Origin of the sequence: Streptomyces bicolor, from assembly GCF_000719285.1 — a bacterium.
Lineage (GTDB): Bacteria > Actinomycetota > Actinomycetes > Streptomycetales > Streptomycetaceae > Streptomyces > Streptomyces bicolor.
The window spans coordinates 336373-350153 of record NZ_JOFS01000001.1; the positions used below are offsets into that span (position 1 = coordinate 336373).

Annotated in this window: 13 protein-coding genes; 7 read left to right on the top strand and 6 right to left on the bottom strand. The window is 72.1% G+C overall.

Annotated elements, in window-relative coordinates; all coding sequences use genetic code 11:
- Nucleotides 1-153: 153 nt before the first annotated feature.
- Complete coding sequence (gene alc / locus IF78_RS0101495) at nt 154-1269, bottom strand: allantoicase (protein ID WP_031475491.1); 1116 nt, start codon at nt 1267-1269, stop codon at nt 154-156.
- An 89-nt stretch (nt 1270-1358) separates the two neighbouring features.
- Entirely contained in the window at nt 1359-2699 is a 1341-nt protein-coding gene (gene allB, locus IF78_RS0101500) for an allantoinase AllB (protein WP_031475489.1), read from the bottom strand.
- Between the two features lie 251 nt (nt 2700-2950).
- Here allB and IF78_RS0101505 point away from each other — a divergent pair, with 251 nt between their 5' ends.
- On the top strand, nt 2951-3745 hold the full coding sequence (locus tag IF78_RS0101505; RefSeq protein WP_031475487.1) for an IclR family transcriptional regulator: 795 nt from the start codon (nt 2951-2953) through the stop codon (nt 3743-3745).
- Between the two features lie 100 nt (nt 3746-3845).
- Here the strand turns inward: IF78_RS0101505 and IF78_RS0101515 are convergent, their stop codons facing one another.
- Nucleotides 3846-4166 (bottom strand): DUF5955 family protein, encoded by a 321-nt coding sequence (locus IF78_RS0101515; protein WP_031475485.1) that lies wholly within the window; start codon nt 4164-4166, stop codon nt 3846-3848.
- A 186-nt stretch (nt 4167-4352) separates the two neighbouring features.
- Here IF78_RS0101515 and IF78_RS0101520 point away from each other — a divergent pair, with 186 nt between their 5' ends.
- Both IF78_RS0101520 and aceB read left to right on the top strand, forming a co-directional pair.
- Nucleotides 4353-4955, top strand: a complete 603-nt coding sequence (locus tag IF78_RS0101520) for a nucleotidyltransferase family protein (protein WP_031475483.1) — start codon at nt 4353-4355, stop codon at nt 4953-4955.
- A gap of 209 nt (nt 4956-5164) precedes the next feature.
- Complete coding sequence (gene aceB, locus IF78_RS0101525) at nt 5165-6787, top strand: malate synthase A (RefSeq protein ID WP_031475481.1); 1623 nt, start codon at nt 5165-5167, stop codon at nt 6785-6787.
- A gap of 1 nt (nt 6788) precedes the next feature.
- Here the strand turns inward: aceB and IF78_RS0101530 are convergent, their stop codons facing one another.
- Together IF78_RS0101530 and IF78_RS0101535 are read right to left on the bottom strand one after the other, a co-directional pair.
- Nucleotides 6789-7070, bottom strand: a complete 282-nt coding sequence (locus IF78_RS0101530) for an Rdx family protein (RefSeq protein ID WP_031475479.1) — start codon at nt 7068-7070, stop codon at nt 6789-6791.
- Entirely contained in the window at nt 7067-7981 is a 915-nt protein-coding gene (locus tag IF78_RS0101535; RefSeq protein ID WP_031475477.1) for a HipA family kinase, read from the bottom strand. Before IF78_RS0101535 ends, IF78_RS0101530 begins: the two co-directional genes overlap by 4 nt.
- Nucleotides 7982-8177: 196 nt before the next feature.
- Between IF78_RS0101535 and IF78_RS45580 the strand changes: the two genes are divergently transcribed.
- Nucleotides 8178-8384, top strand: coding sequence for a DUF2180 family protein (locus IF78_RS45580; RefSeq protein ID WP_078662268.1), 207 nt, complete (start codon nt 8178-8180; stop codon nt 8382-8384).
- A 101-nt stretch (nt 8385-8485) separates the two neighbouring features.
- Here the strand turns inward: IF78_RS45580 and IF78_RS0101540 are convergent, their stop codons facing one another.
- The gene (locus IF78_RS0101540; RefSeq protein ID WP_031475475.1) at nt 8486-10057 is read right to left on the bottom strand and encodes an IucA/IucC family protein; all 1572 of its coding nucleotides are present in this window, start codon (nt 10055-10057) and stop codon (nt 8486-8488) included.
- Between the two features lie 93 nt (nt 10058-10150).
- Here IF78_RS0101540 and IF78_RS0101545 point away from each other — a divergent pair, with 93 nt between their 5' ends.
- From IF78_RS0101545 to IF78_RS0101555, 3 genes are read left to right on the top strand one after another with little or no spacing between them, the layout of a single operon-like run.
- The gene (locus IF78_RS0101545; RefSeq protein ID WP_031475473.1) at nt 10151-11656 is read left to right on the top strand and encodes an IucA/IucC family protein; all 1506 of its coding nucleotides are present in this window, start codon (nt 10151-10153) and stop codon (nt 11654-11656) included.
- A 43-nt stretch (nt 11657-11699) separates the two neighbouring features.
- Nucleotides 11700-12968 (top strand): VWA domain-containing protein, encoded by a 1269-nt coding sequence (locus tag IF78_RS0101550; RefSeq protein WP_031475471.1) that lies wholly within the window; start codon nt 11700-11702, stop codon nt 12966-12968.
- Entirely contained in the window at nt 12968-13771 is an 804-nt protein-coding gene (locus IF78_RS0101555; protein ID WP_031475469.1) for a hypothetical protein, read from the top strand. Before IF78_RS0101550 ends, IF78_RS0101555 begins: the two co-directional genes overlap by 1 nt.
- The last annotated feature ends 10 nt before the right edge of the window (nt 13772-13781 follow it).

Consider the following 13781-nt stretch of genomic DNA (forward strand, 5'->3'; position numbering starts at 1 on the left):
GTTGAGCCGAATACGGTGCGGGTGAGTGGGGGTGACCGTCCCTGGGGGCTGCCGCCCCCAGGCCCCCGCTTCGGCCCTGAAAGGGCCTCGTCCTCAAACGCCGGACGGGCTGAAAGATCCGGACCGGCGTTCGAGTAGCGAGCGCCTTCTGTCTCAGCCGCCCAGCTCCTGGTGCCGGGCCGCCAGCCCCGCCGCGCCCTGCTCCGTCAGCGAGCCGTGCAGTCGCAGCCTGGAGATGCCGCCGTCGGGGTAGATGTCCACGCGCGCGTGCGTGCCGACGGCGGGGGTCGTCAGGACGAAACGGTGGTTGGTGTCGGGCTGGAGGCGGGTGCGCGGGAGGATCTCCTGCCAGTCGCCGTCCGCTCCGTCCCGCACCGACACCGTCGCCCAGCCGGCGCTGTTGCCCTTCAGGTACGCCGTGTCGATCTCGATGGCCCGGATCTGGGACTGCGCGGCCAGCCGGTAGCGGATCCAGTCGTTGCCCTGGTCGCGGCGGCGGCGCGTCTCCCAGCCGTCGTCCATCTTGCGGGAGCGGCCCGGCTGGATGGTGTTCGTGGCGGGCGAGTAGAAGAGGTTGGAGGCGTCCTCGACCTGGCCGCCGTTCTCCAGGGCGACCACGTCGAAGGTGCCGAGAACCGACAGCCACTCGGGGTCGGGTGCCACCTCGCCGTACACGCGCAGGCGCGCGATGCCGCCGTCGGGGTGCTGGTTGACCCGGAGGTGGGTGAAGCGCTGTTCGACGGCGATGGAGAAACCATTCGCCGCGTGGCCGCCGACCGGTGTGCGCGACACCAGCGTCGTCCACTTCACGTCGTCCGCCAGCAGTTCCTGAGGCGACGGAGAGCCCGGCACGGAGGCGCCCTCGACGGACACCGCCTGCGGGTAGTTGCCGCGGAAGTGGGCCGTGTCGACGACGATCCCGCGGATCACGCCGGGCGCCCCGAGCCGCACCAGCGCCCAGTCGTGGTCCTCGGCCGTCGGCCAGGGGTGCTCGGCGGAGGCACCGCGCCGCCGCCGGGTCTCCCAGCCGTCCATGATCTTGCCCTTGTGCCCGAAGTGCTCGGGGTCGAACTCGGCCCGCTCGGGCACCAGCAGGTTCTCGCGCTGGGCGAAGAACTCGTCGTTGGCGGCGATGACTCCGGCGCCCAGCCGGCGGTCGGCGAGGTTGGCGTACTGGGTGAAGGGGAAGTCGGCGGTGCGGTAGTCCGCGTACGGGTCGCCGCCTCCGTAGGGGTTCGCGTCGCCGGTGAAGCTGGGTATCGCCGTCACGGTGCTGGTTCTGCCTTTCTGGAGTCGGCCGGTGCGGGTGCGGGACGGGTCCTCTGCTCGGGCGGAGCGGAGAGCCCGGGGACGGGGGGTCAGTGATCGCGGGTGAGCAGCCGCCCCTTCGGCTCGGCGAACTCTCCGTCCGCGACGATGCGTTCGCCGCGCAGCCAGGTGGCCTTCACGACGCCGTACAGGGTCTTGCCCGCGTACGCCGTCACACGGTTGCGGTGCTGGAGGGCGGCCGGGTCCACGGTGAAGGTCTCGTCGGGCGCGAGGACGGCGAAGTCGGCGTCGCGGCCCACCTCGATGGCGCCCTTGCGGTCGTCGAGCCCGACCAGTTCGGCCGTCCGCGCGGACATCCAGCGGACCACGTCCTCCAGGCCGTGCCCGCGCTTGCGGGCCTCCGTCCACACGGCCGCCAGGCTCAGCTGGAGCCCGGAGATACCGCCCCAGGCGGTCGCGAAGTCGTCGGTCTTCAGGTCGGCCGTGGACGGCGAGTGGTCGGTCACCACGCAGTCGATCGTGCCGTCGGCCAGCGCCTGCCAGAGCAGGTCCTGGTTGGCGGACTCGCGGATCGGCGGACAGCACTTGAACTCGCTGGCGCCGTCCGGGACTTCCTCGGCGGTCAGGGTCAGGTAGTGCGGGCACGTCTCGACGGTGATCCGCACGCCCTCCCGCTTGGCCCCGGCGATCAGCGGCAGCGCGTCGCTCGACGACAGGTGCAGCACGTGCACGCGCGCGTGGAGGCGCTTCGCCTGGGCGATCAGCTGGGCGATCGCGGTGTCCTCGGCGTCGCGCGGACGCGAGGCCAGGAAGTCCGCGTACCTGGGGCCGCCCTGCTGTGGGGCGGCGTCGAGGTGGTGCGGGTCCTCGGCGTGCACGATCAGCAGGCCGCCGAAGGAGGCGATCTCGGCCAGGGACTGGGCGAGTTGGTCCTGGTTCAGGTGCGGGAACTCGTCCACTCCGGACGGCGACAGGAAGGCCTTGAAGCCGAAGACGCCGGACTCGTGCAACGGGCGGAGGTCCTTGACGTTGTCGGGCAGGGCGCCGCCCCAGAAGCCGACGTCGATGTGCGCCTTGTCGGCGGCGACCTCCTGCTTCGTACGAAGGTTGTCGACCGTCGTCGTCGGCGGGAGGGAGTTGAGGGGCATGTCGACGAGCGTGGTGATGCCGCCGGCCGCCGCCGCGCGCGTGGCGGTCCAGAAGCCCTCCCACTCGGTGCGGCCGGGGTCGTTGACGTGCACGTGCGTGTCCACGAGGCCGGGCAGCAGGACGTCGTCGCCGAGGTCCTCCGGACGGGCGCCGGGCGGGACTTCGGCGTCGTACGGGAGCACGGCCGTGATCTTTCCGCCGGCGACCGCGACCGAGGCGGCCCGCGTCCCCTCGGGTGTGATGACGCGCGTCGAGCGCAGCACCAGTTCAGCGTCGGACACCCGGACCCCTCTCTGCCGCCGGTTTACTTCCGCGTAACGGAATTCAACTTTCTGTTGAAGGAGTCTTCACTCCCGTTCCCGCGCCGTCAAGGGCACACTTCTCCACAGTGCACCCAACGCCCGCTCTCTGGACGTTTCCACAAAGCGGAATTAGAATTCCAGCAAGCAGAACGTAGCTACGCACAACCGGGGAGTCAACCGACTGCCGGGTAGGCTTCTGCCCTTCCCGCCAGTCCCGAAAGGAACGCGCCGTGCCGACGTCCAGCGCCAGCACCACCGACTCCGCCAAGTCCAATGGCGGCGGAGTCCAGTCCCTCGAGCGCGCCTTCGATCTGCTGGAGCGGATGGCGGACGCGGGCGGCGAGGTCGGCCTGAGCGAGCTCTCCGCGAGCAGCGGGCTGCCGCTGCCCACCATCCACCGCCTCATGCGGACGCTCGTCGCCTGCGGCTACGTCCGCCAGCAGCCCAACCGCCGCTACGCCCTCGGCCCGCGCCTGATCCGCCTCGGCGAGTCCGCCTCCCGGCTCCTCGGCACCTGGGCCCGGCCGTACCTCGCCAGGCTCGTCGAGGAGACCGGTGAGACGGCGAACATGGCACTGCTCGACGGCGACGAGATCGTGTACGTCGCCCAGGTGCCGTCCAAGCACTCGATGCGCATGTTCACGGAGGTCGGCCGGCGCGTGCTGCCGCACTCCACAGGGGTCGGCAAGGCGCTGCTCGCCGGGTTCCCGCCGGAGGAGGTGCGCGCGCTACTGAACCGTACGGGCATGCCCGCCGCCACGGAGAAGACGATCACCACGCCGGACGGCTTCCTCGCGGCCCTGGAGGACGTGCGGCGCAACGGCTACGCGGTCGACGACAACGAGCAGGAGGTCGGCGTCCGCTGCCTGGCCGTCTCGGTCCCCAACTCCCCCACCGCGGCCGCGATCTCGATCTCGGGTCCGGCGGGGCGGGTCACCGAGGCCGCGACGGACAAGATCGTGCCGGTGCTCCAGCAGGTGGCCGGGGAGCTGTCGGAGGCACTGGTCACCCAGAACCACGGGTGACGGCCATGCGGCGCCGCCCCGGGCGCCGCACCGGACCGCACGACTCCCAGGAGGCCGTCTTCGGCTCGGGCGGCCGGGAGTCGATCGTTACGACGATCGGCTAGCCCCGCCCCCGCGGCGCCTCCCCGAACAGATCCACCGCTTGCCGGACCTCCGACAAGCCCCGCGACAGCGCGCTCACGGAGCCGATCGCCCCCGCGAGCAACAGCAGCGACCTCCGCAGCCGCGGCATCTCCGGCACTCCGTCGATCGCCATGGCGGCCAGCGCGGCGAGTTCGTCCTCGGCGATCACCCGGTCCGGGAACTCGGCGGGGTGCGCGGCGAGTTCGCGGCGCAGACGGGACACCGCCGTCCGCAGTTCCGCCACCCTCGGGTCCTCGTCGCTGCCCGTCACCGGCCTCTGCCCCAAGCTCCGCAACACAGCACTCCCCCCTCGCACGCCGTTGTGCGCCAGTAGTCCCGCTGCCCCGTCGAGCCCCCCTGGCATTGGTCGGGCGCCGGGGACGCGGGTCAGTAAACGCCACGCGTTGCCGATGCGCCACCGCGTGAGCGGAAATTCAGTCGTTGGAAGTCGGGCGCTCGCGCACCTGTCAGGTATGCAGGACGCATGACTGAGAAAGACGCGCCCCCGGTCGCCGGTCTACTCCTCGCCGCAGGCGGTGGGCGGCGACTCGGCGGACGGCCCAAGGCCCTGCTCCGACACCGCGGCCGACCGCTCGTCGAGCACGCCGTCGGGGTGCTGCGCGCGGCCGGCTGTGCCCGTGTGCACGTGGTGCTGGGTGCACGGGCCGATGCCGTACGGGAGCAGGCCGAGCTCGGTGACTGCGTACTGGTGGAGAACCCGGACTGGGCCGACGGAATGGGCTCCTCCGTGCGCGCCGGGCTCGCCTCGCTCGCGGGTACGGGGGCGCCGGCGGCGCTCGTCGCGCTCGTCGACCAGCCCGGCATCGGGCCGGCGGCGGTGGCCCGGGTGCTCGCCGCGTACGAGGACGAGACGTCGCTCGTCTCGGCCGCCTACGACGGGGTACGCGGGCATCCCGTGCTCTTCGGCGCAGCCCATTGGGCGGGCATCGCCGCGACCGCGACCGGCGACAGGGGGGCACGCGCCTATCTGAAGGAGCACGAGGAGGGGATTCGGCTCGTCGAGTGCGGGGACGTGGCCCGGCCGTACGACATCGACACGGAGGCCGATCTGAGCCACCTTGAGTGAGCACGGTGGCACTGAGCGCCACCTTGCCTCGACTCAGAGAATCTCGATGTCAACAAACCATTGAACTTCCACCATGAGGAAACTAGTATCCACTGTTCAGAAGCGCCCGACCGCTCCGCGGGCGTTGTTCGCCGTATCCGGGAAGACTGGCACCCGGTGCCAAAGCTCCTACGCAAGTCGCTTGTAGCTCGCTGAAGGAAGTGACGCTCATGTCCGCACCAGCGCCGTCCCCGCTGGCCATCGTCGACGCCGAGCCCCTGCCCCGGCAGGAGGAGGTCCTCACGGAGGCGGCCCTCGCCTTCGTGGCCGAGCTGCACCGCCGGTTCACGCCCCGGCGTGACGAACTCCTCGCCCGCCGTGCGGAGCGCCGCGCCGAGATCGCCCGCACCTCCACCCTCGACTTCCTCCCGGAGACCGCCGCGATCCGCGCGGACGACTCCTGGAGGGTGGGCCCGTGCCCGCCCGCGCTGCAGGACCGCCGGGTCGAGATCACCGGCCCCACCGACCGCAAGATGACCATCAACGCCCTCAACTCGGGGGCGAAGATCTGGCTCGCCGACTTCGAGGACGCCTCCGCCCCCACCTGGGAGAACGTCGTCCTCGGGCAGCTCAACCTGATCGACGCCTACACCCGGAACATCGACTTCACCGACCCGAAGTCGGGCAAGTCGTACACCCTGAAGGCCAACGAGGAACTGGCGACGGTCGTCATGCGCCCGCGCGGCTGGCACCTGAACGAGCGTCACCTGCAGATCGACGGCGAGCAGGTCCCCGGCGCCTTCGTCGACTTCGGCCTGTACTTCTTCCACAACGCCCAGCGCCTGCTCGACCTCGGCAAGGGCCCCTACTTCTACCTCCCGAAGACGGAGTCGCACCTGGAGGCCCGCCTCTGGAACGAGGTGTTCGTCTTCGCCCAGGACTACGTCGGCATCCCGCAGGGCACCGTCCGCGCGACCGTCCTGATCGAGACGATCACGGCGGCGTACGAGATGGAGGAAATCCTCTACGAACTCCGCGACCACGCCGCCGGGTTGAACGCCGGCCGCTGGGACTACCTGTTCTCCATCGTCAAGAACTTCCGTGACGGCGGCGCCAAGTTCGTCCTGCCGGACCGCAACGCGGTCACGATGACGGCCCCGTTCATGCGGGCGTACACCGAACTCCTCGTCCGCACCTGCCACAAGCGCGGCGCGCACGCCATCGGCGGCATGGCGGCGTTCATCCCGTCCCGCCGGGACGCCGAGGTCAACAAGGTGGCCTTCGAGAAGGTCCGCGCCGACAAGGACCGCGAGGCCGGCGACGGCTTCGACGGCTCCTGGGTCGCCCACCCCGACCTGGTCCCGATCGCCATGGAGTCCTTCGACAAGGTCCTCGGCGACAAGCCGAACCAGAAGGACCGCCTGCGCGACGACGTCCACGTCGAGGCGGCCGACCTGATCGCCGTCGACTCCCTGGACGCCAAGCCGACGTACCCGGGCCTGGTCAACGCCGTCCAGGTCGGCATCCGCTACATCGAGGCCTGGCTGCGCGGTCTCGGCGCGGTCGCCATCTTCAACCTCATGGAGGACGCGGCCACCGCCGAGATCTCCCGCTCCCAGATCTGGCAGTGGATCAACGCGGGCGTCGAGTTCGAGAACGGCGAGAAGGCCACCCCGGAGCTGGCCCGCAAGGTCGCCGCCGAGGAGCTGGCGAGCATCCGCGCCGAGATCGGCGAGGAGGCCTTCGCGGCCGGCCACTGGCAGCAGGCCCACGACCTGCTCCTGGAGGTCTCCCTCGACGAGGACTACGCGGACTTCCTGACGCTGCCGGCGTACGAGCAGCTGAAGGGCTGACCTACTCCTGCGCAGGCTTGTCCGAGTGGCCCAGGGACTTCCCCGGGGCCACTCGGTCGCGTACGGCCTGCTTCACGGCCGTCGGTTCCGGGAAGCCCTGCTCCCGGCGGTCCCAGACCACCTCGTCGTCGACACGCACGACGAACACCCCGCCCTTGCCCGGCTTCAGCGCCAGCTCGGACAGCTCCGCCTCGAAGGTGGTGAGCAGTTCCTGCGCCAGCCAGGCCGCGCGGGGCAGCCAGCGGCACTGTGTGCAGTACTCGATCTCGACACGGCCGCTCATCCGAGGTGCACCGACCAATCCTGTTCCGCGGCCGGCTTGCCGTGCAGGTCGGGGACCCGCTTCAGCCACTTCGGCCTGCCTTGCTGTGTTCTCGCCGCCCTGAGGGCCTCCTCGGCGGCCAGTTCCTCCCTGGTGGGGAAGTCGGTGGGGAGCCAGGCCGCGGAGGCCCGCACGCGCGCGTGGAGGTATCCGACGTACGCCTCACGGACCGCGTCGGGTGTCGCGAGGCCCGCCTCGGCGGTCAGCCAGGCGTCCGGCACCTCCGCAACGATCTCGCGCAAGAGCTCCTCGGTCACCCTCGGCGCCAGCTCCGCGTCGGCGGCGCGCACGTCCGGGGCGTAGTGGCCGAGGGCGTGGTGGCGGAAGTCGTACGCCTTCTCGGGGTCCGAGCCGTCCCAGCGGTGGTGGAAGACCAGGGCCGCTCCGTGGTCGATCAGCCACAGGCGCGGCGGGACCGTGCCGAACGTCGGCCAGATCATCAGGTTCGAGCTGTGGACCGTACGGTCGACGTTCGCGGTCAGGGCGTCCAGCCAGACGATCCGGCCGGCCTCCAGCGGGTCGACGCGGAAGGTCTTCGCGACCTCCGGGGTGAAGTCCTTCGCCCCCGGCAGGTAGTCCATACCGAGGTTGACGCCACCGCTCGACGCGTGCAGATCCCGCACCTCCTGGTGCGGCTCGTGTCCCGCGACCGCGGGGTCGAAGTGGACCAGGACCAGCTCGGGAAAGCGCAGCCCCAGCGCGCGGGCCAGCTCGCCCACGATCACCTCGGCGACCAGCGCCTTGCGGCCCTGCGCGGAGCCGGTGAACTTCACGACGTAGGTGCCCAGGTCGTCGGCCTCGACCACTCCGGGCACGGAGCCGCCAGACCTCAGGGGTGCGATGTAGCGGGTAGCGGTGACCTCTCTCAGCATTTCCTCAGGCCACCCCCGTCTTCAGCCTTGCAATCCACGACCGGTCCCGCGCCACGGTCCTTACGAACGTGCTCGCCCCAACAGTGTCGCAGAGATGCCGGGAAGCCACGTTTGCGGCGCCGGTGCGGGGGCACTCCGAAGTCCCCGGCAACCGAGTCGGCTTCCGCCGTCGGCTCTTTCGGCTGAGGGGTCCCATATGAACTGCTATGAATGCGTCCAGCAGGGGCGCGCCTCGGAAGCAGTGGCCGTCTGCCGGCTGTGCGGAGCCGGCGTATGCGCCGACCACGTGCACAGCGAGACGATCCAGGTTCGTGAGCCCGCACAGCCGGGCAAGGTGATACATGATCAGCGGGCCCGCCGGCTGACCTGCCCGGTGTGCCGTGCGGCGGAGGAGTCGGCCTGACGGGCCCGCCCGACCCCTGACGATCTCGCTCTAGCCCGTGGGGGCGTTGCTGCACCCCGCGAGCAGCAGCACCGCCCCCCGAACCGGCTCCTTCCTCGCCCTCACCGGTATCGCCTGTCCCCACCCCGGTGCTCGGCGGATCGCGTACCGGCCAGCGGGTTCGGCAGTGGCCGGTAGCGGGCGGCGGCGCCGTCGGCGTTCGTCCAGCGCAGGAGCAGGTTCGTCTTGCCGGGGAGGGTGGGCGCGGTGAGCAGGCCGGCGATCTCGGGGAGATCGTGGCGGGCGAGTTCGCGGCGTACGGCCGGCCAGGGGTCCAGACCGGGACGGCGTTCGGCCAGCGCTCCGGCCAGCTCCACGAGGTGGTTGACGACCAGGCAGTACACGAGCCGCTCCCAGCCGGCCGCCCGCTCCACGTCCGCCAGCAGCTTCACGCCCTCGGCGTCCCGGAACAGGGCCTGTACGGGCATGCCGTCGGTGTCGACGGCGACCAGCGTGTTCTGCAGGTGCGCTTCGAGTACGACGCCGTGGTCGGCGAAGGCGGTGAGCGCGGGCGGGACCACCTGGGCGAGATACGCCTCCCACCACGCCGCCGGGTCCTCGGCGCCGTCGAGCGGACTGCCCTCGAAGCCCTCGACGAGCCCGGCGGCGAGCAGCGGTGTCGCGCCCGGCAGGACGTGGTCGCGCAGCCCGTCGCGGACCAGGACCGCGAGTTCCTCGAAGGCGAAGTCGGCGGTGCGGTAGCCGCGGTCGCCGAGCCAGGCGGCGGGGGCGTCGGACGCGGCGAGGGCGGCGGCCGCCGCGGTGTCGGTACGGCGGAGTCCTTGCAGGTCGTGGCGCCACAGGCGACGGATGTCGTTGGTGATGCGCACATCGAGGCTGAACTTGAGGAAGAGGTCAGGCTCGGGGGCGTAGAGCGTGCGGATCGCGGCTGTCGGCCAGGCGTCGAAGGCGGTCGTGCCGAGGCGCAGCAGCCTGCCGTCCGCGAAGGCCTGCGTGAGTTCCCGGCCGACCAGGTCGAGCTGCCAGGGGTGTGCGGGCAGCAGCCGGTAGCCGGGCGGGGCCTCGCCGAGGGCGTCGAGGGCCGAGGTGTCGCCCTCCTCGACGACCGTGTCCTCGCGCAGTGCGAGCAGCGTCAGCGGGAAGCGGGCGTGGGCCTCCGGGGCGTACGGCAGCCAGGCCGCGACCGGGCCGCCGCCGCGCGCCTTGGGGGCGGGGTGGTGGGGGTGGCCGGTGAGGAGGGACTGCTCGGAGCGGAGGAAGGGGTCGTCCGGCGGCGTCGCACGCGCGCGTGCCGTGAGCAGTGCGGCCACCGCGTCCCGGCTGTCGACCATCTCGGCGGGCAGTTCGTGGTTGGACAGACCGGTGTGGCGGCGCAGTTCCTCGGCGACGAGCTTGACGAGCTCCGTGTGCCCGACGCGCCGCCACGCGCCGGCCGCCCGCACCTCCGGCTCCGCGGGCCGCCGCTCGCCGAGGACGCGCAGCAGACGGCCCGAGCCGGGCAGCCGGTACACGCGCCGCTCGCCGTCCGGTGCGGCCGGGTCCGCCTCGCCGGACCCGCCGTGCGGTTCGGCCACCTCCCGCAGCAGGCAGTTGAGCAGGGGCGCGACCGCGTAGGCGTCGGCGCGTTCCGCGACGTCGGCGGCGGGTGGAGGGTTGAGGTGCACGCGATCCACTCGTTCTCTACGGTCCGTTCAGGCGGGAAGACGATCAGTATGTCTGTCGTCGGCGCCTGCCCGACGCCCTACTCGTACCCGAGGAGCCCGCCCGTGCACCGTCCCCCCAGCGCCGAGGCCGAGGTCGCCGCCGAACTGGCCGACGTACGCCCCGAACTCGCCTCGCGGTACGCGGCCGAGCTCCCCGGGGCCCGGGCGGCCGTGCTGACCCGGCTGTGGCGCGCGCTCGCGTACGAGCCGTTGCCCTGGGTGGCCCGCCGTGAGCGGGGCCGGGAGGGCCTCACCCTGCGCCTTTCCGACGGCCGCCGGCTGCACGGCCCGCAGGCCGACCCGTTCGCCACCGCCGCGTACGTCACCGCCGTACGCCTCGACGAGACGTCGTACGACGATCCGGCCCGGCTGCTGACCGACCTCTGCGTACCGCACGGTACGTCGTTCGCCGCCGAACTCGGTCACAGTGTGGCCTCGTTGGCGTTGTCACGGGCGGGACAGGATGCCCACTCGAAGGAGTGGCCCCGGCACGACTGGGAGTGGGAGCAGCGGGTGGTGGACGGACATCCCTTCCATCCCAACTGCCGTTCCCGGCCCGGTCTCTCGGTCGCCGAGCAGCTGGCGTACGGGCCCGAGCACCGGCCGGTGGTGACGCTGGGGCGGGTTCCGGTGCGGGCGGCCGAGTGCCTCGTGACGGGCGAGTGGCCGCAGGAGATGCGGGACGGGGGTCGGCTGCTGATCCCGGTGCATCCCTGGCAGGCCGAGCATGTGCTCAAGCGCCCGTCCGACGAGGGGGTCGCCGCGCATCCGCTGATGTCCCTGCGTACGCTCGCCGTCCCCGGAGGGCCGCACGTCAAGACCGCGCTGAGCGCCCGGCTGACGTCGTCGGTGCGGGACATCTCGGTGTACTCCATCGGCCTGTCGGCCACGCTGTCGGACTTCGCGCAGACCCTGGCGGCCCGCATGGACGGGCTGCTGCACGTCACCCGCACGCTGGGGGCCGCCACGGCCGACTCGCCGGATCTGGCGGCGGTGGTGCGCGAGTCGCCGCAGGAGTATGCCGGGCCCGGCGAGCAGGTGGTCGCGGTGGCCGCGCTCGTCGCCACCGAGCTGCCCCGATCCCCCGCCTGGGCGGCCGAGTTCACGCGTCTCGCGCTCACCGTGGGGCTGCGGCTGCTGGAGCTGGGCGTGGCGCTGGAGGCGCACGGTCAGAACCTGCTCGTGGTGCTGTCGGCGGACGGCTCCCCGGTGCGGCTGGTCTACCGCGACCTCGCCGACATCCGGGTCAGCCCGGCGCGGCTGGCCCGGCACGGCATCGCGATGCCGGAGCTGTCGGGCCGGATCGTCACGGACGACGTGCCGGCCCTGCGCCGCAAACTGTTCGGCTCTCTGGTGGCGGGGGCGCTCGCGGGTGCGGCGGGGTCGGGCGCGGCGTTGCGCGGGGCGCTGGAGGCGGTCGTACGGGATCTGCCGGGCACCGTGGACCTGGCGGCGCTGCGCGAGGAGGCGCTGCCCACGAAGGCGCTGTCGCTGATGCGGCTGTCGCCGGGGACACCGGGGGATCAGTGGGCGGAGCTGCCCAATCCGCTGCTCACCGAGGTGTTCTGACCTCGTTTTGAAGCGGGGCACCTCTGATCAATAAGATCCGCCGATGATCACAAGAACACGGCTGGCGGCCGGGGCCTGCGCCCTGCTCGCCGCGCTCGCGGCCGGGATGGCGTTCCCGGCCGGGGCGGTTGCCGACGAGACCGGTGCGACCGCGCCGAAGGTCGACCTCGTGCTGGATGTGAGCGGCTCGATGCGGGCGCGGGACATCGACGGCCAGTCGCGGATGGCCGCGGCGAAGCAGGCGTTCAACGAGGTGCTGGACGCGACGCCCGAGGAGGTCCAGCTCGGCATCCGCACGCTGGGCGCCGACTACCCGGGCGACGACCGCAGGACGGGCTGCAAGGACACCGCGCAGCTCTACCCGGTCGGCCCCCTGGACCGCACCGAGGCGAAGGCGGCGGTGGCGACCCTGGCGCCCACCGGCTGGACGCCGATCGGCCCCGCGCTGCTGAAGGCCGCCGACGACCTCGACGGCGGCGAGGGCTCCAAGCGCATCGTGCTGATCAGCGACGGCGAGGACACCTGCGCCCCGCTCGACCCGTGCGAGGTGGCCCGGGAGATCGCCGCCAAGGGCATCGGGCTGACCATCGACACGCTCGGCCTGGTCCCGAACACGAAGATGCGGCAGCAGCTGAGCTGCATCGCCGAGGCGACGGGCGGCACGTTCACCTCGGTCGAGCACACCGACGAACTCGCCGACAAGGTCAACCAGTTGGTGGACCGGGCGGCCGATCCGGTGGTGACGCCGGTCGCGACGACGGGCGCGGACCAGTGCGCGAAGGCGCCCGAGCTGGAGTCCGGCCTGTACACCGACCGCGAGGAGTTCGGGCAGCAGCGCTGGTACCGCGTGGACGTCCCGGACGGCTATGAACTGCGCGCCTCGGTGAGCGTCTCGGCGGACCGGGCGGTGAACCCCTCGTACGGGCTGCTGCTGCGGGCGGTGACCGAGAAGGGGCGGGAGATCGTGCGCGGCGAGGCGGCGGGCAACGGCCGTACCGATGTGGTCTCGACCGGGCTGCGCTACCCGAGGGCGAAACTGGAGAGCGGTGACGGTGCGCTGCCGCCCGAGAGCGTGTGCCTCCAGGTCACCCACTCCTTCGCACCAGCGGGCGGCGTGCAGACCACCCCCGGTCTGCCGCTCGAACTGACCATCGACGTCGTGGGCGGGCCCAGCGAGTCGGGCGACGTGGCCTCCTTCGGCCTCGGGCGCGGCTGGTGGCTGCTCGGCGCGCTGATCCTGACCGGCTTCCTCGCCGGTCTCGTGTGGGGCTGGCTGTCGCGCTGGCGGGTCGCGGTCTGGAGGACCAACTGATGCGGATCACAGGTGTGTTGAGCGCGGCGGCGCTGATGCTCGGCCTCACGGTCACCCCCGCGGTCGCCGACTCCTCGCCGTCGCCGAGCGCGTCGGAGAACGGTGGCGCGCCGACCGAGGCGGGCACCTCCTTCCGTACGGCGACCGAGATCGAGCAGGGGCAGACGGCCATCGCGAGCGCCTCCACGGGCGACTATCTGTACTGGTCGTTCCCCGCGGACGCCGGACAGCGCCCGACCGTGAAGGCGACGGTGAAGCTGCCGGACACGCACGCGGCCCAGACCTGGCAGATCGACGTGTACGACGGACTGCGGCGCCGCCAGGCCTGCCAGTACGGCGCCCAGACGCGCACCGCCGGAGCGGACGCCGCCTCCGTGGACCTGACCTGCGTGCTGCGCACCGTCCGGGCGTGGTCGGAGCCGTGGGCCGATGATCCGCTGCCGGGGACGTACTACATCCGGCTGACGGTCCTGGACCCGCCCACCTCCGACCTCGGCCTGCCGGTCGACGCCGAGGTCCGGGTCGACTCCGAGGACACCGGCGGGGCGGCGGCGGTCGACGGCTCGCTGGCACATCCGCTGGTGCCGGGGGCAGGCGCCATATCCCAGAGCGGCGAGGACGAGTACACCAAGGACCAACTGCTGGCGAGCCTGGAGCCCAGCGGCGGCTGGGCGTCCGGGTGGTGGTCCGACCGATGGGTGTGGACGGCGATCGGCGGCGCGCTGGCCGCGCTCGCGGGCGTCGGCGGATACGCGCTGACACGTGGTGCGGGCCGGCCGTCTCGGGTGCCGCCGAGCGCCTGACGGTTCTCGA

Excerpts from the sequence above, each read along its gene's own strand:
- IF78_RS0101555 (WP_031475469.1), top strand. The coding sequence starts at position 12,968 with ATGCGGATCACAGGTGTGTTGAGCGCGGCGGCGCTGATGCTCGGCCTC.
- IF78_RS0101530 (WP_031475479.1), bottom strand. The coding sequence starts at position 7,070 with ATGAGCGGCCGTGTCGAGATCGAGTACTGCACACAGTGCCGCTGGCTG.
- IF78_RS0101550 (WP_031475471.1), top strand. The coding sequence starts at position 11,700 with ATGATCACAAGAACACGGCTGGCGGCCGGGGCCTGCGCCCTGCTCGCC.
- IF78_RS45580 (WP_078662268.1), top strand. The coding sequence starts at position 8,178 with ATGAACTGCTATGAATGCGTCCAGCAGGGGCGCGCCTCGGAAGCAGTG.
- IF78_RS0101520 (WP_031475483.1), top strand. The coding sequence starts at position 4,353 with ATGACTGAGAAAGACGCGCCCCCGGTCGCCGGTCTACTCCTCGCCGCA.
- aceB (WP_031475481.1), top strand. The coding sequence starts at position 5,165 with ATGTCCGCACCAGCGCCGTCCCCGCTGGCCATCGTCGACGCCGAGCCC.
- IF78_RS0101535 (WP_031475477.1), bottom strand. The coding sequence starts at position 7,981 with ATGCTGAGAGAGGTCACCGCTACCCGCTACATCGCACCCCTGAGGTCT.